The following is a 21,744-nucleotide window of genomic DNA, read 5'->3' as shown; positions in this document are numbered from 1 at the left end:
TTAATTACCCCTCCTGATTGTCTGCAATCCATTTATTTATCCGTTCATCGGACCATAATTCATAATGTCCATTTCTAATTTCCGCTAATATGTCTAACTCTAATACTTTTTGAAGCAGATGTCTTCTCCGGACTGGGTCCTGAATACGGAGCAGGATGAGTTGACGAATATGATGCAAAAAATCAAAGTACATACTGTACTCATCACCATAATCTTGCTCCAGCTGTTTCTTAATTTGTGCTACAGCTCCTGGACTTGACCCCGAAGCTGACACAGCGATGGCCAGCCTGCCTCGGCGCAGGACACTCGGTGTAATAAAATCACCTGTGCGCGGCTCATCTGCGCTATTCACCAAAACGCCGGTCTCTTTCGCTTCCTTAACCACCTGTTGGTTGATATCCGCTTGATTCGTAGCTGTATATACAAGAAAAGCCCCTCTCAGGTCTCCCTGACGGTAGGGCCTTTGAATCCAGGAGACTTCTCCCTGCTGAGCCAGCTGAAGAAGTCTCTCGGTCATCGTGGGACTGATGATCGTAATGTTTGCTCCTGAATTAAGAAGTCCACTAACCTTACGCTCAGCCACTGGACCACCGCCAATAACAATGACAGTACGACCAGAGCAATCAAGCCATATCGGGACATAAGCTTGCTCCATTTACTTCACTCTCCTGTCCAGCGGTGAAATACAGACCAAGCATTACTGATAAAACTAATGATAACAAATACATATCCTATAAGCGTCCACCGTGCCATAACATGGGGGGCATGACCATTATATCGTTTTGAAATGAAGTACCCTAAATAGATACATAATGCAATTAACGTAGAGAGGACTTTGGCATCGAGTAATAATGGCCAGCGCTTCTCTGCCATAATCGATAATACGGCAAGCATGACCGAAACACCTAGCATCGGGGTCCCGATTGAGCTTGACTTGTTCATGTACATATAGAGCATTTCAAGACTCGGCATGCGCCGCATCGTGTCGCCCCATTGCTTCGATTTAAGTCTGAAATGCAGAAATAGATAGATCGCAGCAAATACAGCAGCGAGCGTCAATGCAGCAAACCCCAGATTAGCAAGAGCGATGTGCATGACAAGAAGCCCATGTACAGTCTGCCAATTGAGCTTAGGATTCACGATGGGGGCAAGCCAAAAATCACTGAGCACCAAAGCACTGAAACCGACAACATTCAGTAGGAAAACGATATATTCCGATTTCCTGAATCTCGTCATGATTAGAGAGGTGATGACAATACTAAACGTGAATAGAAATACAAAATCATACATCGAATATATCGGAATATGTCCCAGATCAACGGTGCTTAGAATCAAGTACATTAGCTGCATCAGGAACACGACAACAAGAAGCCCTGTGCCCATCCGCTTCGCACTCGTATTGCGTCGAATGCAATCCGAGAAATAAAACAGAAGGCTCAGGGCATAAATATAAATCAGCATAGTGTGAATCGTATCTACTGTAGACACTTCTTACACCTGCCTTACAGGCTCACTGGAACATATGCAATCCGTGAAGGTGCTTGCTCTACCTCACGACCAGGCTCCGTGGCCGGCTTCATATTCACTCTTGATGGCACAGAAGACTCTTCCTTGTCTTCCGGCTCTTTCTCAAGACCAAACAGGGTAGTGAACATCGATAATACATCTTCAGCATTCTTATCCACTGCTATTTCTTTTATACGATTAATGGGCTCATGCGTCATTTGATTAAGCATACTCTTCGTCAGTCTCCGAATCACTTTACGTTGACGCTCATCCAGCTCAGGCAGCTTGTTAAACAAGCTCTCCAGTGTTTCCTCATGCACACTGTTTGCTTTTTCTTGCAAAGCTCTAATTACAGGACGAACCCCCAATGTTTTGAGCCAATGATTGAACTCTACAATCTCTTCCTCGATAAAGGAATCAATCTTCGCTGCCTCGATCCGGCGCATCTCCAGATTCGTCTCAACCACACCTTCAAGATCATCAATATCATATAAAAAGACGTTGGCGAAATCTGAGATCACGGGATCTATATCCCGCGGCACAGCAATATCGATCATGAATAGAGGACGTGCCTTTCTTCGCTTCATGCTGTCTTTAACCATTTCAGCCGAGATAACGAAATCCTTCGCTCCTGTTGAGCTGATCAAAATATCGACTTCATGAAGACGGGTAAACGCCTGCTCCATGGTGCATGCGGTTCCGTCAAATTTGGCTGCCAGCTCTTCTGCGCGAGAGAAGGTCCGATTAGCCACAATTACCTCTTCAGCGCCGTTAGCATACAGATGCTGTACCGTGAGTTCGCTCATCTTCCCTGCACCCAGAATCATGACCTTCTTATGATTAAAGGAGCCAAAGATACGCTTACCCAGCTCTACAGCAGCATAGCTGACAGAAACCGCCGCTTCACCAATTGAGGTCTCGCTATGCGCTCTCTTGCCTACGGAGATGGCATGCTTGAACAGCGTATTAAACCATGTTCCGGTAGCCTTCTCGGCTTGAGCTGTTAAGAAGGCGTGCTTAACCTGGCCTAGAATTTGAGTTTCCCCAATCACCATGGAGTCCAGTCCGCTGGTTACCCTAAATAGATGACGTATCGCCTGTTCATCTTCATATATATATAGATGTTGAGTAAACTCCTCGCGAGAAATACCAAACCATTGCTCCATGAAGCTGCGTATAAAATAACCGCACATATGGAGACGATCAACCACCACATACATTTCCGTACGGTTGCATGTAGCAACGATGACGCCTTCCAATACACTGTTTGTCTTCTTGAGCTCTCGGAGCGCTGATGGCAGGTCTCTTTCGTCAAATGTAAAGCGTTCCCTTACTTCTACAGGCGCTGTGCGATAGTTTAACCCAACTGCGACGATGTGCATTGCAAGTTCACCTGCCTCTACAAAAATTCGTAAATACTCGAATCAATTTCATAACTCATTAAAAAATAAATTTAACACTATAAATAGACAAACTAAAATCATTTTGATCTATATATATTCTTGATTAAAAAAGCTAAAGGGTATTATGAATTGATTCAATCTATAACATTAATGTGCTATTAACCGTTAGCCATAAGCAGTATTTAGTATAACATATGTACAGTTTCGCCCTAATGCTTTTTATGACATGTTTATGAAATCCTCATCTTTTTAACTTATTGAACCCATTTCATAAACATTGCCTACTTAATTTTACCACCACTTCATTTATTTATACGCTCCACACTTATTTGAAACTTGTTCTAATCAAACGCATAATAGAGCTAGGAGGATTTCTATTTTATTACATAAAATATATAAAGAACCATGGAAATTCCATGGTTCTTTATATATTTGTATCGTATTATAAATCCGTGTATTATACAAGCTCAATCTGCTGTTTTACAGGTGCTACGACTTCTAATTCACCGTTTCCGCGTACTAATGTCTTTGAAAAAATCTTCTCCGGCTTCAATACGGATACCAGGTAGTCAACAGCAAGCTGCGGGTCCACCGCTTCTCCACAAGTATAACAATCGATCGCGGCAAAACCTCTTTCAGGGTACGTATGAATCGAGAGATGGCTCTCAGACAGCATGACAAGCACAGTAGCTCCCTGAGGTTCAAACTGTCTGGATTGCACGGACAGGATGGTCGCACCGCAAGCTTCCGCTGCTTCTACCATCTGTACTTGCAAGAAATCCTCATTGTTCAACAGATCAAAGTCTACTCCCCAAGTGTCAACAGCAACGTGTCTTCCGAAAGTTGTATATTCCATCTTTCGGCTCCCCCTTCCTAGGAATAAAATGTTTGAAAAAATTTCATCCGCTAGGACCTACGTCATTCACTTCCCGAGGGATAAATCTCTCGCAACATACACAATGTCCTGAGTGAATCCTGGTTCCTATATTCTTTTCAACGAGAATAAAAATAACACCTATTCATTACAAATGCAACAGTTTTTTCAAAGAGCAATACAGTATATTTTTTGTGGCCTTCATGTGGAACAGCACGCAAAAAATAAATTTTAACCTGAAACCTTGCTGGAATATATAAAAAGCCCACTCCGTAAGGAGCAGGCCATGGTTTCGATCTAGCACGATGTCTAGGCTTCAAGAGTAAATAGGATAAATGCTTCTATGCGTAACTGCTCATCAATATGACGAATATCCTCCTGGCAAGATACCCTGTTTCTTGCATCAAGCAAATGATTGATGTTGTTCTTCACACGCACAATCTTCTGTTCAACCTCAAGTGATCGGTATTGCTGTTCAATCTCTTGCAAGGAATTCTTATATTCGTATACGATACGAGCTTGGTCTTGTTTGACTTCAATAATCTTGCGAACAGAGCCTTGGGAATAAAAATACATCATGGTAAATCCAGTATACAACCGGTTTTCCATTCCTTCACCCTTAAAAGCAAGAAACAATTTGCGTACGATACTCGTCAGCTGAGGATTCACCAGACGGCAAGACAACTCACAGACATATAATCCATCTTCTCGATCAAATGGGAAATATACTTCCTCTCCAGCACCATCACGAAGTACAACATCCTGTCCGCCCTTACCCAGCACCTTCACTCGTTGGTGCTGAAACTGGCTGTCTTCAGCCATCTTTAAAAACTGCTGCATCTGAGGTTCTGTTAATTTCAAAGTGGCTTTAACATATTCTGTGGCTAACCGCTGAGCCATAAAAAAATCTCCTCAATTCTTTCCCGACCACGCTGTAGTCAGACCGATTTAAAACCGTAATTTTCACTGCTTAGCTTCATTATACACTACCACAGGCGGTGCCCGCCCTTCTGCCATACAATGAATTTCTGCTTTAAATCATTAAAAATCAGGAAGAAACTTGAAATTATTCATCTCAGAGGGAAAAAGCTCATTATTCTGCATGAAAGTTCGTGATAACTCTATTGTTCTGCAATATCGCCTTGTCACGCTGCTTTCGATAAAAATGCTTGAGACTACTCCCCTACAGACGGCTGCTCTTCTGAAAACCCTGAATAACGAGATATCACAGCCCACAGCTCATCCTTGCCGAGGCCTTCCTCCGACGAAAAAGAGACAAAGCTGTCTTCAGGATGAAGACCAATCGCATCTCTTATTACCTTTGCATGCTTTGCTCTGCGTGTCTTAGGAATCTTATCCATCTTCGTGGTCACGACGCATACGGGAAGTCCATGGTGCTTCAGCCATTCATACATCATAATGTCGTCTTTCGTAGGGGGATGACGCATATCAATCATTTGCATCACTAATTTTAGTTCTTCTCGTTCAAGCAAATACTTCTCCATCATTTGACCGAAGAGTGCACGCTGCGTCTTCGACACTTTGGCATACCCATAGCCTGGAAAATCCACGAAATAAAGTGCATCATTAATGCGGTAATAATTAAGCTGCTGGGTTTTGCCTGGGGTTGAGCTCGTTCTTGCTAAATTCTTACGATTAATCATTCGATTGATCAGCGAAGATTTCCCCACATTGGAACGCCCTGCCAGAGCAATCTCCGGCAAGGCGTCCTCAGGGTATTGGCTAGGGCTGACCGCACTAATGATAAATTCGGATTTTGTAACTTTCATAATCGTTATTTATCCTCTCTTCATAACACAGCAATGAATTAACGAAGCTCTCATTGATGCATCAGTGGCTAATCTAGTGCACACCTGTCTGTTGTTCGACCAGTGCGTGGTGAAGCACTTGATCCATGTGTGCAACAGGTACGAATTCAACATCTTCTCGTACACTGTCCGGTATATCTCTTAGATCCCGTTCATTATCCTTGGGGAGCAAAATTTTCTTATATCCTGCACGATGTGCCGCAAGTGATTTCTCCTTAAGACCGCCAATCGGGAGAACCCGTCCGCGGAGTGTAATCTCACCTGTCATCGCCACATCCTTGGACACATAACGGTTGGTCAGAGCGGATATCAGCGCGGTTGCCATTGTAATTCCGGCAGAAGGTCCGTCTTTCGGGATTGCACCTTCCGGAATATGGATGTGAATATCGTTCTTCTCGTGGAAGTCAGGTGCGATTCCAAGATCCTCTGCTTTGGAACGAGTATAGCTGAAGGCTGCTTGCGCGGATTCCTTCATGACATCCCCCAGTTTACCGGTCAAGGTAAGCTTGCCGGTGCCTGGAACAACGGTCACTTCGATCACCAGTGTCTCACCACCGACTTCTGTCCAAGCAAGACCTGTAACCGTCCCGATCTGATCCTCAAGCTCGGCAACACCGTAACGGAATTTCTGCGGACCTAAATATTCCTTCACATCGTCCGGAGCAATAACGATCTTGTCCGTATGACCGGATACAATCTTCTTCGCAGCTTTGCGGCATAAGGAAGCCATCTGCTGCTCCAGATTTCTCACTCCAGATTCTCTCGTGTATTCTCGAATGACCTTCAAGAGAGCATCCTGCTGTACTTCCATCTGTTCATCTGTCAATCCATGCTCTGTGATCTGCTTCGGCAGCAAATAGCGGCTTGCGATCTGCAGCTTCTCCAGCTCCGTGTATCCTGGAATGTTAAGCACTTCCATCCGATCGAGGAGTGGACGCGGAATACTATGAATCGTATTAGCCGTGGTAACAAACATCACGTTTGACAGGTCAAAGGGAAGCTCTACAAAATGGTCACTGAACGTATTGTTCTGTTCAGGATCAAGCACTTCAAGCAGAGCCGAGGAAGGATCTCCACGGAAATCAGAAGCCATCTTGTCGATCTCATCCAGTAAAAACACAGGATTCAGTGAACCTGCGGTCTTCATCCCTTGAATGATTCGGCCAGGCATGGCACCGACATACGTTCTTCGATGTCCGCGAATCTCCGCTTCGTCTCTAACACCGCCCAAGGAGATGCGCACAAATTCACGACCAAGCGATTTTGCAATAGAACGCGCAAGTGATGTCTTACCAACCCCTGGAGGGCCTACAAGACAAAGAATCGGCCCTTTCAGCTTCTTCACCAGCTTTTGGACAGCCAGATATTCAAGCACGCGCTCCTTCGGCTTCTCTAGACCGTAATGATCTGCATCCAGCACTTCTTCAGCCGCATGAATATCCAGATCATCTTCAGTCCTGCGACTCCACGGCAGAGCTAACAGCCAATCCACATAATTGCGGATAACGCCTCCCTCTGCTGAGCTGGCAGGCATTTTCTCAAGCCGATCAATTTCCTTCTCGACTTTCTCGCGGACTTTGTCAGGGAGTGACAACTCTGCTGCTCCAGTACGAAGCTCTTCAACTTCCCCGGCACGCCCTTCCTTCTCCCCAAGCTCCTTCTGAATCGCCTTCATTTGCTCGCGAAGATAGTACTCCTTCTGGGTCTTCTCCATCTGCTTCTTGACCCGCTGGTTAATCTTACGTTCCAGCTCAAGGACCTCACGCTCATTGTTCAAAATATCCAGCAGCTTCTCAAGCCGCTGTTTAACATCTACAGTCTCCAGAATTTCTTGTTTGTCCTTGATCTTCAGCGACAAGTGACTCGTTATTACATCGGCAAGACGCCCTGGCTCTTCAATATCAGATACAGCTGCAAGAGTCTCTGGTGTTACTTTCTTAGATAAATTTATATAATTTTCAAACTGGCTGAGAACCGTCCGCATTAATGCATCTGTCTCAGGGTGGTCCGCATCTTCCTCCGGCAGTTCCACCGCCAGCACTTCATAGAACTCGTCATGATCTGTATACTCTGTTATCTCTGCACGTTCAAGTCCTTCCACGAGGACACGAATGGTTCCATTAGGAAGCTTCAGCATTTGTCTGACCTTCGCCACTGTACCGATCCGATAAATATCTTCACGTGTAGGATCTTCTATATTTACGTCAGATTGAGAACACAGGAGAATCAGATGTTCTTCTACCATCGCTTTTTCCAAAGCCTTGACGGATTTCTCCCTGCCCACGTCGAGATGAAGCACCATGCTCGGATAGACGAGAAGTCCTCTTAAAGGCAGTAAAGGAAAACGACGAACTTTGGCTTTGCTCTGCCCCATCGCTTTCACACCTCCAATGGCTCTCAGGTTGTTATCATTCATTATTCTATCAAATGTTCACATAAAAAACCAATGAAGGAGAAGTCTTCACATGCTTTCTGTACTATTCATCGTTCCGCCCCGATTCATATCCGCATGCAATATCGAAGGAGAAGATTGGGGAAATAGCTCGGGCGCAGGTGATGCCTTCTCTTCATTGTCCATCATCAGCTCTTTGCCAAAGACATGCTCGAATACTTCATCCACGGATTCCACAGGAATAACCTTAAGACCATTCAAATCCTCAAAAATGGTCTGCCAGTTGTCTGCGGGGATAATAACGGTCTTGGCTCCAGCCTGAAAAGCAGCCTCTACCTTGGCCAGCACACCGCCGATCGGTTTTACTTTTCCATGAATGCTGATTTCACCTGTCATCGCCAGCTCATGATGGACGGGAATCCCCTTGATTGCAGAAGCAATAGCTGTTGCCATGGCAATTCCCGCAGAAGGACCGTCTATTGGTGTACCTCCAGGGAAATTAATATGAAGATCATAGTTAGAAGGCTCAAGACCCATTGATCTGAGTACAGTGATTACATTTTCCACTGAACCTTTGGCCATGCTCTTCCGCCGTAGCGTTCTTGATCCTCCGCCAATCTCCTCTTCGTCTACAACCCCTGTGATGTTATATACTCCTTTTCCCTTCATTACAGGTACCGCTGACACTTCAATCTCAAGCAGCGCCCCCATGTTAGGTCCGTATACCGCAAGACCATTGACAAAGCCCACTTGAGGAAGACTTGGCACTTTCCTGTCGGGTCTCGGTTGAATCTGGCTGCTGCTGGCGACCCATTCGAGATCTGAAGCACGGAGTTCATCCCGATTCTCAGTCAGTGCAAGTCCTGCCGCGAGCTGCACGATATTAACCGCTTCACGTCCATTGGTGGCATATCTTTTTACGACCTCCACTGCTTCCGGATTAGCTCCAAAGCCAATTTTGCTAATTGCATCTTCTGCAATTTGTCCAATCTCCTCAGGCAGCAGCGCTCGAAAGAATATCTCCATGCACCGGGAACGAAGAGCCGGAGGAATTTCGTGAGGTGAACGGGTGGTTGCCCCTACCAAACGGAAATCAGCCGGCAGACCGTTTTGAAATATATCGTGGATATAAGCAGGAGTATGCGTATCTTCGGAATTATAGTATGCACTTTCCAAAATAACTTTACGATCCTCTAACACTTTGAGCAGCTTGTTCATCTGAATCGTATGAAGCTCTCCAATTTCATCGACAAATAAAATCCCACCGTGCGCTTTCGTAACTGCCCCTGGTTTAGGCTGAGGAATACCGGCAACTCCCATCGCCCCTGCGCCTTGGTATATCGGATCATGAACAGAGCCGATCAAAGGATCTGCAATTCCGCGCTCATCGAACCTGGCGGTCGTCGCATCAATCTCCGTAAATTTAGCATCTGCTTTGAACGGAGAGGCCGGATTTTTTTTGGCTTCCTCCAATATGACCCTCGCTGCCGCTGTTTTACCTACCCCTGGCGGTCCATAAACGATAACGTGCTGAGGATTTGCACTGCACAGTGCCGCCTTCATCGCACGAAGCCCGTCTTTTTGACCGACAATATCCTCCATCTTGGCAGGACGCGTCTTCTCCGCAAGCGGTTTGGTCAGCGATATGGAGCGCAGCTTTCTCAGTTTGTCCAATTCCTTGCGAGACTCTCGCTCCACCGCACTTTTGTTGTTTCTTTGTCCACGCAGCATATTCCAGAAATAGAGCCCGATCACGACTCCGAAAAACAAATTGATTAACATGACAATAATGGTTAATTCAGTACCCATATTAGGTGTCCCTCCTGTTCTTTACGCTCTTACCACAAAAAGTTCGATACATGGTAGTATAGCCTTTTCACTCAGGCATAAACGTAGAAAACAGAAGTTCTCTTGTAGATTTAAACACCAAACATGAACAGAGACAGTTCTTCAGACAAAAAGAAAACTGCTTCCTATATGAGGAAGCAGTTATGATCAAATTCAGACCTTATAAAAGTGATATTAGTGCTTGCGTCCCGGAATAATGCCGGTTGCTTCGTATACTTCTACGATCTTGTCGATTTCTTTCTTTAGCTCTTCAACCATTTCGGCCTCAGGCACTTTGCGGATCATCTCTCCATGTCGGAACAGAAGACCTTCGCCGCGCGCCCCTGCAATCCCGATATCTGCTTCTCTCGCTTCACCAGGACCATTGACCGCACAACCCAGCACCGAAACCTTGATCGGCACTTTGATTTGTGAAATATAATCCTCTACTTCATTAGCAATCGAGAACAGGTCAATATCCAGACGGCCGCAGGTCGGACAAGAAATCAGGGTTGCGGCATTTGTAATCAAACCAAAGGTTTTGAGAAGCTCACGGGCAACCTTGATCTCTTCAACCGGATCCGCACTTAAAGAAATCCGCATTGTAGATCCAATTCCCATGGAAAGAAGAGCACCCATCCCGGCCGAGCTCTTAATTGTGCCTGAGAACAACGTACCCGCTTCTGTAATCCCTAGATGCAGTGGATATGGGATCACCTGCGCAGCCTTAGTATATGCCTCAATGGCCATCGGAACGTCAGATGCCTTCAAGGATACGATAATATCATGGAAATCCAGCTCTTCCAGAATACCGATATGGAACAGAGCACTTTCTACCATTGCATCTGCTGTCGGATATCCATATTTCTCAAGCAAGTGATTCTCAAGCGACCCAGCATTAACGCCGATGCGGATCGGGATGCCTTTTTCCTTACATGCTTTAACAACAGCCTCTACTTTTTCGCGTTTGCCGATGTTACCCGGGTTAATCCGCACCTTATCGATGCCATTCTCGATCGCCTTCAGAGCCAATTTATAATTAAAATGAATATCCGCGACTAGCGGAATATGAATTCTCTTCTTAATTTCCTTAATCGCTTCTGCTGCTTCATCATTATTGACCGTTACGCGAACAATTTGGCATCCCGCTTCTTCAAGCCGCAAAATCTCAGCTACCGTTGCATCCACATCAGCCGTTTTCGTTGTACACATACTTTGAATAATGACTTCATTGCTTCCGCCAATGGTAATGTTGCCGACTTTTACGGGACGTGTATCTTGTCTTAAAAACATGATTCCTGTCTCTCCCCATAACGTCAAATCTCCACCCGCTAGAGGCCTGGAAAAATCCAGTATAAATAAACCTCATTACGAGTGGAGTAAGACTTGTTTATTTAGGCACTCTCTTCTTGCTTCTTATCTTTCTCACCATGCAGTTCAGGTGCTGTCTTCTCTTCAACAACCTGTTTCGTAATTACACACTTCGTAATATCCTCACGAGAAGGAATTTCATACATCACATCCAGCAGAAGGCCCTCAATGATGGCACGAAGTCCACGGGCACCCGTATTACGCTTGATCGCTTCCCGAGCGATCGCTTCGAGTGCTTCCTTCTCAAATTCGAGAGTTACGTTGTCCAGCTCCAGCATCTTCGTATACTGCTTAACCAAAGCATTCTTCGGCTCAGACAAAATACGAACAAGGGTAGCCTCATCAAGCGGCTCCAATGTAGAGATGACCGGAAGACGTCCAACAAACTCCGGAATGAGACCGAATTTCAGCAAGTCCTCTGGAAGAACCATTCCAAGGTACTCACCCGGCTTCAGATCCTTCTGCTCAGCAGAAGAGTTGAATCCGATCACTTTTTTGCCGATACGGCGTTTGATCATTTGCTCGAGTCCGTCAAAGGCACCGCCACAGATGAACAAAATATTCGTCGTATCGATTTGAATGAATTCCTGATGAGGGTGCTTACGTCCGCCTTGCGGTGGAACAGAAGCAACCGTACCCTCTAGAATTTTGAGGAGGGCCTGCTGTACGCCTTCACCGGAAACGTCGCGAGTAATCGATGGGTTCTCCGACTTACGTGCTACTTTATCAATCTCATCGATATAAATAATGCCGCGTTCTGCCTTTTCTACATCATAATCGGCAGCTTGAATGAGCTTGAGCAGAATGTTCTCAACGTCTTCACCTACGTATCCTGCTTCTGTAAGCGAGGTCGCGTCTGCAATCGCAAATGGAACGTTCAAAATCTTCGCCATGGTTTGAGCTAAGAGCGTTTTACCTGAACCCGTTGGTCCCAATAGCAAAATGTTACTCTTCGACATTTCCACATCGTCAATTTTGCTCTGTGTATTAATGCGCTTGTAATGATTATATACAGCAACAGACAGCGATTTCTTCGCTTGTTCCTGACCGATAACATATTGATCCAAAATATCACGAATCTGCATCGGTTTTGGAATATCCTTCAGATCAATCTCTTCATCATGACCGAGCTCTTCCTCTACAATCTCTGCACATAGCTCGATGCATTCGTCACAAATATATACCCCTGGTCCAGCCACAAGCTTACGAACCTGTTCCTGGGATTTACCACAGAAAGAACATTTAAGCTGTCCTTTCTCATCGTTAAATTTAAACATCTAACCACCCCTTTAAGAATTAATCGGTCTGGTGAGTACTTGGTCAATGATACGGTATTCTAAAGCTTCTTCCGCACTCATAAAATAGTCGCGGTCCGTATCACGCTCGATTTTATCAAGGGGTTGACCCGTACGCTCCACATAGATCTGATTAAGCTTCTGACGCGTTTTAATAATCCAGTCGGCGTGAATTTGAATATCGGATGCCTGACCTTGGATCCCGCCAAGCGGCTGATGTATCATAACTTCACTGTTCTCCAGCGCATAGCGCTTGCCAGGTGCACCCGCAGTGAGCAGAAGTGAGCCCATGCTGGCAGCCATCCCTACGCAGATGGTTGAAACGTCTGGCTTAATAAATTGCATTGTATCATATATACCCAACCCTGCTGTAACAGAACCACCTGGCGAATTGATATATAAACTGATATCCTTCTCCGGATCCTCTGCAGACAAGAATAAGAGCTGAGCAATAACGCTGTTGGCCACATCATCATCTATTGCACCGCTCAGAAAGATAATACGATCCTTCAGTAGTCTTGAATATATATCGTAAGAACGTTCACCGCGATTGGTTTGTTCAACAACCATAGGCACGAGATTCATGTTCCGACCTCTTCTCCATTATAGAATCTTACTGCCACATCAATCAGGGTTAAATAAATATCAGTCTTAATTTTATCATGTTCCCTGTTCAATGTCATTTATGACTGCTTTTCTCAGCCAATAGCTGCTGAAGAGAAAGCTTGATCATATTTAACCATTTTTTTTATGTATGTGCAAATCGGACTTCCATCCTATGGAGTCAAGACCTATAACTCAAGTATATGGAAGGTACAGTTAAAATATCACGACAGCTCACGCATTACCATTTAATAGTATATTTAACTATAAAATGGATATAGAAGAGAAGAAATAAGGCACGTTTAGTAAAATACCTTACGTGCCTTATCTGTTATATTTCTAACGTAATGTGTAATATTATTCTTCTGTTGCTTCTACAGCAGCTTCCTCAGCTGGAGCGTTAACTTCTACGCTGTTTGCAAGAAGGAAGTCGATCGTTTTGCGAAGCAGAGCTTCTTCACGAAGGCTGTCGAAAGAACCGTTGCTTTCGAGAATTTGACGAATCTCTTCTGGAGTACGTCTGAAGGAAGCCGCCATGTTGTTCAGCTCTTCGTTAATATCCTCATCGGATACTTCAATGTTCTCTTGCTTACCGATTGCTTCAAGAACCAGGTTGTTGCGTACGCGTTTTTCAGCATCGCCCTTCATTTGGTTTTGAAGATCTGCTTCTGTTTGACCGGAGAAGCTCATGAACATTTCAAGGTTCATGCCTTGTTGACGAAGGCGGTTGTCAAAGTCACGCATCATGTTGCGTACTTCGGTGTTAACCATTCCTTGTGGAATTTCAACTTCTGCGTTAGCAGCCGCTTTCTCAACAACAACATTCTCTTGGTTTGCTTTTGCTTCTTCTGCTTTGCGCTCAGACAGCTGCTTCGTAAGATCTTCTTTGTACTCAGCAAGAGTATCGAATTCACTTACGTCTTTAGCAAACTCATCGTCGATTGCAGGAAGCACTTTGCGTTTGATTTCGTGTACTTTCACTTTGAAGATGGCTTTCTTGCCAGCAAGCTCTGCTGCATGATATTCCTCAGGGAATGTCACTTCAACATCCTTGTTGTCGCCAGTTGAAAGACCGATGACTTGTTCTTCAAAGCCAGGGATAAATGTGTTGGAACCCAGTTCCAGGGAGTGACGCTCTGCTTGTCCACCATCGAACAATTCCCCATCAACAGAACCTTCATAATCGATTACAGCGATATCGCCGGACTCCGCTGTACCTTCTTCGATGACTACCAGCTCAGCATGACGTTGTTGCAGACGCTCAAGCTCAGCTGTCAGTTCTTCTTCGGAAACTTCTGTGTTCGCCTTAGGAACTTCAAGTCCTTTGTACTCGCCAAGTTTAGCTTCAGGTTTAACAACAACTTTTGCTTTGAATTTGAAAGTTTCACCTTTAGCGAATTGATCGATGTCCACTTCTGGTTGTTCAACAGGGAAGATTTCTGTTTGGTCAACAGCTTCCGTGTAAACTTCAGGAAGAAGGATATCAATTGCGTCTTGGTACAGGCTCTCAACGCCGAAACGAGCTTCGAAGATCGAGCGAGGCACTTTACCTTTACGGAATCCAGGTACATTTATTTGTCTAACGACTTTATTAAAAGCCTTGTCGAGAGCAGCAGCTACACGATCTGCGTCTACTTCAACTTCAAGAACCCCAAGGTTCTTCTCTATTTTTTCCCAAGTTGCTTTCATTTATGCTTTCCCCTCCAAATTTCACATGTTCACCATGTCAAGCGCGTACAAAATAACCATTTTAGTATAAACAACATTAAATGCAATTTCAAGGGTAAACCCTTGTAGCCGTCAAAAGGAAGTTTTCGACTATTTCACATCCAATCCGCCGGATACAAATCGTTTAATCGATCGGTACGCCTGCTCGAACCTAAATCTAACTTCACTCGTGATCTCATAAACCCTTCTGATCTCTTCCTCGTCCAGTGATCCACCCAGACTCTCAGCGACTGCTGCATGGAGCGCTGCAGCCCATATATCGAGTGTCGAATCATCACCTTCAAGCATAGAACGATAGTCGCTCGTGCCATATACAGCCATGACATATTGAGACCAGAGTTCCTGAGCAAAATAAAATAAGGTAGGTTCATGTACTTCCGTCTGATCGGCCACCAGCTCGAGCACACGAATGATAGGAAACGGAAATTCATCCGGCCTCAATGGAATAGATTCCACTTCAACCTCCACTTTTTCCGACCCTCGTGTTAGAGAGACGGTTGCCTGCGATCCTCTTTTTCGCAATGTCTGCAGCACTCGAAATTGAAGCAGCGGATGCAGCTTACGCTGCTGAAGCCATTCGCACAAAGACTGATCAATACCCGGAGTTTCGATATAGGCTAGCTGATCCAATGCCAGCATCGTCTGCTCGCTCAGTGGTTCTTCCATTACCGTTCTTAGCAGCTTATCTGCATATGCTCCATCTTCCGCCATTTTATTTCTGGCATTTTGACGAGCAAAATCCTCTTCGCTCTCTTCCAAATCTTCGTCACTTCGTCTGTCTTCTCTTTGATCACGATCTATATATTGAGGGAAAGCTGCGCGCAGCCAGTCCAGCAATGCTTCCCATTCTTCATGATTCCGTTTCTCCTGCCCTTCGCATTGAAGCAGGAACTCAAGCAAACTCATCGCTTCCGTATAGCGCTCATTCTCTAGCATTACGGTAAGCTGAATCTGATAGTAATCCAGCGTCTTCGGGAAGAGAACAATATTTTTCTCTTTGGTTTGGGAGTTCGTATCGCTCATTATGACTGCCTCCTCTCTATCCGGTTTAACGACAACTATAAATCGACTTGTTGATTATATAGAAACTACATATCCGTGTATAGCTCTAATATATTAACATAACCGAATCCAGCCTAAAAAAAACATCTTTTTGCTTAATTCATTGGGATTAGGCATATATAGCATCAAAAAATACAGTCTTTCGGCTGACTACGATGCCGATGCTATAGAAGCTTATGCTTCGAAGAACCCCCATCTTATGTTCCCATCCCCTTGGACGCAAAAAAAAAGACATCCTCACGGATGTCTCTCTTATGTACGTCCCAGGAGGGATTCGAACCCCCGACCGACGGCTTAGAAGGCCGTTGCTCTATCCTGCTGAGCTACTGGGACAAATTCAAGCGCAAGATATATCGTATCATATATATGTAATGATAGCAAGCGGTATTTGTAAGATTTTATTTAGGTGCCTTTGTGGCTGACTGCGATGCCCATGCTATCGATGTGAATGCTTCCGAACCCCCAGTTGGGGTTCTCATTCCTACGTACGTAAAAAAGACACCTTTACAGATGTCTTCAACCGTCCCATTCGGGGTACAGCCGTGCGGCTGACTGCGATGCCCATGCTATCGATGCTTATGCTTCAACGAACCCCAGTTGGGGTTCTCATCCCATGGACGAAAAAGAGAGACATCCTCACGGATGTCTCTCTTATATACGTCCCAGGAGGGATTCGAACCCCCGACCGACGGCTTAGAAGGCCGTTGCTCTATCCTGCTGAGCTACTGGGACAAGTTATGTACTTATTTTCACAGTGCGATATTTATTATATCGTATAATCTGTAATTGTCAAAGTATTTTTTATGTATCATCACATGCTGTGAAGGGTAATATGATTTAAATATTAGGAAATTTCAAAAGGAGCGTTATTTCATGAGACAGCTGTTATCTTCCCTTAGTTATTTCAGTATCTTTTTTGCACCCTTCCTGTTTCCATTAATCGTATGGATAGTGGCCAAAGACGATTACATAACCAAACATGCGAGACGCGCATTATTCTCACATGTATTCCCTTTCGTTGCAGCTATTCCACTGATATATTTTCTGTTCACCGCAGACCATCCTGCTTCGATCATAGGATACATCATTGTGTTTTTTGTCATCTATTTCGGTACGTTTATTTACAACATCTATCAAGGCATTAAATCATTAAGAGAAACAGCTTGAAAACTACAAGCAATACAGATCAAAAACCAGCCTCTCAGGCTGGTTTCTATTTTATATACACCTATACCAGATATGAAATAAATAATGTCGCCGTACCAAAATATACAGTCAACGAGAACAAATCATTCAGTGTCGTAATAAGGGGGCCGGAGGCAACAGCCGGATCTATCTTCAGTTTATGCAGAAGAACAGGAATAATGGTTCCAGCCATCGTACCAATAACAATGGTTAGGATAAGAGAAAAACCGATAACTGCACCCAAAGCAAAGCTGCTCTGCCAAATTCCTGCAACAAGTGCTACGCTTATTCCACAAACAGCTCCAATCGTTAACCCTACTCTGAGCTCTCTCCATAATAAACGTAATATGGCCCCTCCGTTCATTTTGTTCTGTGGTGTCAAACCTCGGATCACGACCGCGAGCGATTGCGTCCCCGTATTCCCGGTCATTCCCGCGATCATCGGCATGAAGAAAGTTAATGCCACCACTTGGCTGAGCGTCCCCTGAAATATACTTATAATGCTTCCGGACAACAACCCAAGGAATAACAGCATGATAAGCCACGGAAGCCTTCTTTTGGCCGCCGTCAAGAAATGAGTGTTAAAATCGATCGTTTTGTCTGTACCCGCCAGTTTGTTAATGTCCTCATCCGCTTCCTCCCGCAAGACGTCCAGCACATCGTCAAACGTTACAACTCCAATTAATTTGCCTGCTGTATTTTCGACCGGGATAGATACAAGATCGTATTGTTCAAATAAGTGCGCAACCGCCTCCTGGTCCATATCCGCTGATACCTTGACCACGTTTTCCCTCATCAAATGCTCGATAAGCTCTGTATCCGATGCAAGCACGAGATCTCTATAGGTGGTGAGGCCTATGACTTCTTTATTTTCATTTAATACATACAGATCCTGCACATCATTCGTCAGGTCTGCAAAATGCTTCACCTTTTCGACTGCTTCACGAACCGTGTACTTGGCATAGAACCACACATAACGGTTAGTCATGATACCGCCGGCTGTCTCCGGTCCATAGTTCATAAGCTCCCTTACGGTCTCCCGCTCTGAAGCTTCCATGATTGAGAGCATGTACTCTCTAACTTCATCTGTCATCTCGCCCATCAAGTCGGCCAAATCGTCATTATCCATACGATTCAGCACCTGAGCTGCGCGATCCTTGCTCAGAATATACAGGGCTTCAATTTCTACTCTTGGTTCGAGCTCACTCAGCATGTCAGCCAAAAGCTCCGTATCCAGCGCATCCATAAATCGAGGGCGGTAAGCTTCATTTAGCGTTAAATAGATCGTGGCCAAGTCATATGCTTCCCACTCTTCAAATTCATCGTGCATCTGCTCGATGCTGCCACGCCTGACAGCATCCTCTATGCTGAGAGTTAAATGATGCAGATCCTGTTCTCTGCTCCGCATTTCGATGTCGTGCATATATAGTTCACCTTCAATCTGTAATTAATCTGGTGTGCAGTATCCTTTCCTATAGCGTTTACCCTGCTGATAGGTCATAAAATCATGTTCGAACATTTAAATGATATGTATTCATTGAATTACTCTCAATTAGCAGTACATCAAGCTCTTATTGTTCATAATAGACAGCCTCCATCCTTTCATCACTGAAAGAATGGAGGCCTATGCGTAGCCCGAGTTAGTTGCTGCTTCCTAAACGTGCTCTGTTCAGTTGCCGCTGGTGATTTTTGTTCTTCCCAAGTACTTCACTAGCAAATTCATTTGCCAAACCGTGACGGTATTTCTTCGTTACCTTGTACTTTGAAGTCATTGTGTTCACCTCCCCGGGATACTTGAGTATTATGTGTAATAAATGTGCCGACTATTTCCCCATACGCAAAAAAAGCCTGCAAAGAATTTGAGTGAACAAATTCATTTGCAGCCCAGTATAAGCTTATCTTTGCAATTTACTTAAAATGTCATGGTTCATCGACCCGTAATTCAGCAAGGACTGGAGAAATTGTCCCTTCTCCTGCTCGGCCGTCACAAGCTGGCTGTTCTCAAATGCAACAGCTGTCGCATCCTCAAACGCCACATTTTGATTATCGTTGTACCAATCCAGAGTCAAATCGTGATGATTGCGCACCACTCTGTGCAGATCCAGGCCTGTTCCATTCGCATTCTGCGCGACATATACAAGCAATGAAGGATCACCCGCCTGTCCCGGTTCCACTGCTACCTCTACACACGGTACTCCATTTAATTCAATGGTATTTGTAATTTTGGCATTTTGAATCACATACATGAGCCCATCTCCTGTTCTTATGTTAGGTTAATCGCATTACCTTCATCAGTTCCCGTTGATACTGTGACGTATAACCCCATATTGCGCCAAGTGACTGCGAGTTTCTCTCGTACCCAGCTGATAAATTTCGTTATACACATTTTGAAGTGCTTCCTCATATAACGAGTTGACGGAGGCCTCTTCGGTATCGGGCCATGGGAAAATATAGCCTGGAAATGCCTCTTCTTCTTTTTCCTGCATCAAACTAAGCAGCCCTCTTAAATAATCTGCTTGTTCAGGCGTCGCCTCAATAACCCACTCGTACGATGCTGCCTGCTGATCATCAAGAACAGAACGTCCGCCAACAGAAACGAAATACAGGCTTCTGGTCAAATTCATCGCTCCTAACACTAATATGTTCGCCACTTCTAGTTTCGGATGTGGACAGACATTTTATGCCTATTTTCGGCATATATTTGCTAGTACTGCTCGTGAAGAAAAAAGGGGATGAGGCATGACCGCTCTCCACACGCTGTTAAATGAGCCTCTTTAGAAGTTATGTAAAAGAAAGGATGAACAGTCATGTGCGGTATAACAGGATTTATACAATGGAATCGTGATCTTACCCAAGAATCAGAACTGCTTGTCCGCATGACGGAAAGCATGTCAAATCGCGGACCCGATGCAGGTGGAACCTGGATCTCGAATCCTTGTGCCTTCGGCCATCGCAGACTGAGCGTCATGGACCCGGAGAATGGGGCACAGCCCATGTTCATGAATTATGGAGATACGAAATATACCATTGTTTATAATGGAGAGCTGTATAATGCACCTGAACTCAAAAAAGAGCTGGAGAACCGCGGACATCACTTCAAAACCAATTGTGACACCGAGGTGCTGCTTGCCAGCTATGCGGAGTGGGGACCAGAATGTGTTGAACGTTTCAATGGAATATTTGCCTTTGTCATATGGGATAGCGGACGCGAACATATATTCATGGCCAGAGACCGGCTGGGAGTAAAGCCTCTATTCTACAGTGATCAAGGAGATTTGCTCGTGTTCGGCTCTGAACCCAAGGCACTGCTGCTGCATCCAGCGGTCGAAGCCGTCGTCGGACCCGAAGGTTTGGCTGAAGTATTCATTATTGGACCGGCAAGAACACCAGGTCACGGAGTATACTCCTCGATGAAGGAGCTTCGTGCCGGGCATGCTGCCACTTTTAGCAGAAACGGATTTCGCTCTTATGCCTATTGGAAGCTCGTCAGCCAGCCCCATGAAGACGATGTGGACGCTACGGCAGCACAGGTAAGAAGTCTGCTCATTGATACACTTGAACGGCAGCTTGCTTCGGATGTGCCTCTTGGCTCGTTACTGTCCGGGGGATTGGATTCCAGCGCCCTGTCTGCCTTGGCCGTAGCATATTACAAAAGAAACGGGCAAGGGAATATTGACACCTTCTCTGTCGATTATGTCGATAACGACAAGCACTTTAAAGCCCATTCCTTCCAGCCAAATTCGGATGCCCCTTATATCCAGCGAATGGTTGCTGAGCTTAAGACGAATCATCATTTTATGGAGTTTGATACGGCGGAAGTCGTGGAAGCCTTGAACGCATCTACGCTCGCTCGAGATTTGCCGGGGATGACAGATGTTGATTCCTCGCTTTATTTGTTTTGCCGGGAAATAAAAAAGAAGGCTACCGTTGCCATTTCAGGAGAAGCCGCAGACGAAGTATTCGGCGGATATCCATGGTTTCATCGCGATGAAATGCTGAATTCAGGTACTTTTCCATGGGCTGTCGCCCCGAAGATGAGAGCCAGTCTATTGTCCCCGGATATCGCTGAATGGACGCGCCCGCTTGAATATTTGAATGACCGCTATTCGGATGCGGTGGCGGAGACTCCTCTTCTTGCTGGAGAGACGGGTAAAGCAGCACAGATGCGCGTCATGTCTTATCTTAATATTACCCGGTTCATGCCCACACTGCTTGACCGTAAGGACCGGATGAGTATGGGTGTCGGGCTGGAGGTTCGGGTTCCGTATTGCGATCACAGGCTTGTGGAATACGTATTTAACATCCCTTGGGAGATTAAAATAACAGGCAATCGGGAAAAAGGTATTCTGCGCAAGGCACTAGAAGGTATCCTGCCTGATGACGTGCTCTACCGCAAAAAAAGTCCTTATCCCAAAACGCATAACCCCGCTTATCTGGAAAGTGTTCGGCAGCAATTGCTCGATGTGCTGGATGATCCCGCATCTCCAGTACTTCCTCTGCTGGATGTGAAGAAAATCAAGGATATGGCAGCCTCTAAGGAAGCTTCCTCCAACAACCCTTGGTTTGGCCAGCTGATGTCCGGACCTCAGTTATTTGCTTACCTGACTCAAGTAAACAACTGGTTAAAGACTTATAAAGTAACGATTCGTTAACCCTCGAACGTAAGAGC

Annotated in this window: 19 protein-coding genes and 2 tRNA genes; 2 read left to right on the top strand and 19 right to left on the bottom strand. The window is 45.1% G+C overall.

Annotated features, from left to right (window positions below; all coding sequences use genetic code 11):
• Positions 1 to 4 precede the first annotated feature (4 nt).
• The 15 genes from ACFQ3J_RS22775 to ACFQ3J_RS22705 all read right to left on the bottom strand — a co-directional run bounded on the left by ACFQ3J_RS22775 (position 5) and on the right by ACFQ3J_RS22705 (position 16,622).
• A complete protein-coding gene (locus ACFQ3J_RS22775) occupies positions 5 to 655 on the bottom strand; it encodes a precorrin-2 dehydrogenase/sirohydrochlorin ferrochelatase family protein (RefSeq protein ID WP_251584153.1) in 651 nt (216 codons plus the stop codon).
• Between the two features lie 5 nt (positions 656 to 660).
• Positions 661 to 1,488, bottom strand: a complete 828-nt coding sequence (ccsA, locus tag ACFQ3J_RS22770) for a cytochrome c biogenesis protein CcsA (RefSeq protein WP_251584151.1) — start codon at positions 1,486 to 1,488, stop codon at positions 661 to 663.
• 14 nt (positions 1,489 to 1,502) lie between these two features.
• A complete protein-coding gene (gene hemA, locus ACFQ3J_RS22765) occupies positions 1,503 to 2,888 on the bottom strand; it encodes a glutamyl-tRNA reductase (protein WP_251584146.1) in 1,386 nt (461 codons plus the stop codon).
• 478 nt (positions 2,889 to 3,366) lie between these two features.
• Entirely contained in the window at positions 3,367 to 3,765 is a 399-nt protein-coding gene (gene speD, locus ACFQ3J_RS22760) for an adenosylmethionine decarboxylase (protein WP_251584145.1), read from the bottom strand.
• Positions 3,766 to 4,092: 327 nt separating this feature from the next.
• Positions 4,093 to 4,683: a non-ribosomal peptide synthetase module gene (locus tag ACFQ3J_RS22755; protein ID WP_251584144.1), complete on the bottom strand. Its 591-nt coding sequence runs from the start codon at positions 4,681 to 4,683 to the stop codon at positions 4,093 to 4,095.
• Positions 4,684 to 4,958: 275 nt separating this feature from the next.
• Positions 4,959 to 5,573: a ribosome biogenesis GTP-binding protein YihA/YsxC gene (gene yihA / locus ACFQ3J_RS22750; protein WP_251584143.1), complete on the bottom strand. Its 615-nt coding sequence runs from the start codon at positions 5,571 to 5,573 to the stop codon at positions 4,959 to 4,961.
• 73 nt (positions 5,574 to 5,646) lie between these two features.
• Complete coding sequence (lon, locus tag ACFQ3J_RS22745; protein WP_091161776.1) at positions 5,647 to 7,986, bottom strand: endopeptidase La; 2,340 nt, start codon at positions 7,984 to 7,986, stop codon at positions 5,647 to 5,649.
• Positions 7,987 to 8,073: 87 nt separating this feature from the next.
• Positions 8,074 to 9,813 carry an ATP-dependent protease LonB gene (lonB, locus tag ACFQ3J_RS22740; protein WP_091161778.1) on the bottom strand — a complete coding sequence of 580 codons (1,740 nt, stop codon included), beginning with the start codon at positions 9,811 to 9,813 and terminating at the stop codon, positions 8,074 to 8,076.
• Positions 9,814 to 10,026: 213 nt separating this feature from the next.
• On the bottom strand, positions 10,027 to 11,124 hold the full coding sequence (ispG, locus tag ACFQ3J_RS22735; RefSeq protein ID WP_091161779.1) for a flavodoxin-dependent (E)-4-hydroxy-3-methylbut-2-enyl-diphosphate synthase: 1,098 nt from the start codon (positions 11,122 to 11,124) through the stop codon (positions 10,027 to 10,029).
• 101 nt (positions 11,125 to 11,225) lie between these two features.
• Positions 11,226 to 12,479, bottom strand: coding sequence for an ATP-dependent protease ATP-binding subunit ClpX (clpX, locus tag ACFQ3J_RS22730; RefSeq protein WP_091161781.1), 1,254 nt, complete (start codon positions 12,477 to 12,479; stop codon positions 11,226 to 11,228).
• Positions 12,480 to 12,491: 12 nt separating this feature from the next.
• On the bottom strand, positions 12,492 to 13,082 hold the full coding sequence (clpP, locus tag ACFQ3J_RS22725; protein ID WP_091161783.1) for an ATP-dependent Clp endopeptidase proteolytic subunit ClpP: 591 nt from the start codon (positions 13,080 to 13,082) through the stop codon (positions 12,492 to 12,494).
• 375 nt (positions 13,083 to 13,457) lie between these two features.
• The gene (gene tig / locus ACFQ3J_RS22720) at positions 13,458 to 14,789 is read right to left on the bottom strand and encodes a trigger factor (protein ID WP_251584142.1); all 1,332 of its coding nucleotides are present in this window, start codon (positions 14,787 to 14,789) and stop codon (positions 13,458 to 13,460) included.
• 129 nt (positions 14,790 to 14,918) lie between these two features.
• Positions 14,919 to 15,851, bottom strand: a complete 933-nt coding sequence (locus ACFQ3J_RS22715) for a hypothetical protein (protein ID WP_091160998.1) — start codon at positions 15,849 to 15,851, stop codon at positions 14,919 to 14,921.
• 298 nt (positions 15,852 to 16,149) lie between these two features.
• Positions 16,150 to 16,223 (bottom strand) — tRNA-Arg (locus ACFQ3J_RS22710).
• Positions 16,224 to 16,548: 325 nt separating this feature from the next.
• A tRNA-Arg gene (locus tag ACFQ3J_RS22705) sits at positions 16,549 to 16,622 on the bottom strand.
• Between the two features lie 141 nt (positions 16,623 to 16,763).
• Here ACFQ3J_RS22705 and ACFQ3J_RS22700 point away from each other — a divergent pair.
• Positions 16,764 to 17,057 carry a DUF4870 domain-containing protein gene (locus tag ACFQ3J_RS22700; protein WP_091161000.1) on the top strand — a complete coding sequence of 98 codons (294 nt, stop codon included), beginning with the start codon at positions 16,764 to 16,766 and terminating at the stop codon, positions 17,055 to 17,057.
• Between the two features lie 61 nt (positions 17,058 to 17,118).
• Here the strand turns inward: ACFQ3J_RS22700 and mgtE are convergent, their stop codons facing one another.
• From mgtE to ACFQ3J_RS22680, 4 genes are all read right to left on the bottom strand, one after another.
• Complete coding sequence (gene mgtE, locus ACFQ3J_RS22695) at positions 17,119 to 18,498, bottom strand: magnesium transporter (protein WP_091161001.1); 1,380 nt, start codon at positions 18,496 to 18,498, stop codon at positions 17,119 to 17,121.
• 217 nt (positions 18,499 to 18,715) lie between these two features.
• Complete coding sequence (locus tag ACFQ3J_RS22690) at positions 18,716 to 18,847, bottom strand: hypothetical protein (protein ID WP_280142887.1); 132 nt, start codon at positions 18,845 to 18,847, stop codon at positions 18,716 to 18,718.
• A gap of 123 nt (positions 18,848 to 18,970) precedes the next feature.
• On the bottom strand, positions 18,971 to 19,321 hold the full coding sequence (locus tag ACFQ3J_RS22685) for a hypothetical protein (RefSeq protein WP_091161003.1): 351 nt from the start codon (positions 19,319 to 19,321) through the stop codon (positions 18,971 to 18,973).
• Positions 19,322 to 19,366: 45 nt separating this feature from the next.
• Entirely contained in the window at positions 19,367 to 19,693 is a 327-nt protein-coding gene (locus ACFQ3J_RS22680) for a hypothetical protein (RefSeq protein WP_091161004.1), read from the bottom strand.
• Between the two features lie 189 nt (positions 19,694 to 19,882).
• On the opposite strand from ACFQ3J_RS22680, the gene asnB reads away from it, so the two are divergent.
• Positions 19,883 to 21,727 carry an asparagine synthase (glutamine-hydrolyzing) gene (gene asnB / locus ACFQ3J_RS22675; protein WP_091161006.1) on the top strand — a complete coding sequence of 615 codons (1,845 nt, stop codon included), beginning with the start codon at positions 19,883 to 19,885 and terminating at the stop codon, positions 21,725 to 21,727.
• The last annotated feature ends 17 nt before the right edge of the window (positions 21,728 to 21,744 follow it).

Origin of the sequence: Paenibacillus provencensis, from assembly GCF_042678545.1 — a bacterium.
Classification (GTDB): Bacteria; Bacillota; Bacilli; order Paenibacillales; family Paenibacillaceae; genus Paenibacillus; species Paenibacillus provencensis.
This window is presented reverse-complemented; position numbering and strand designations above follow the sequence as displayed.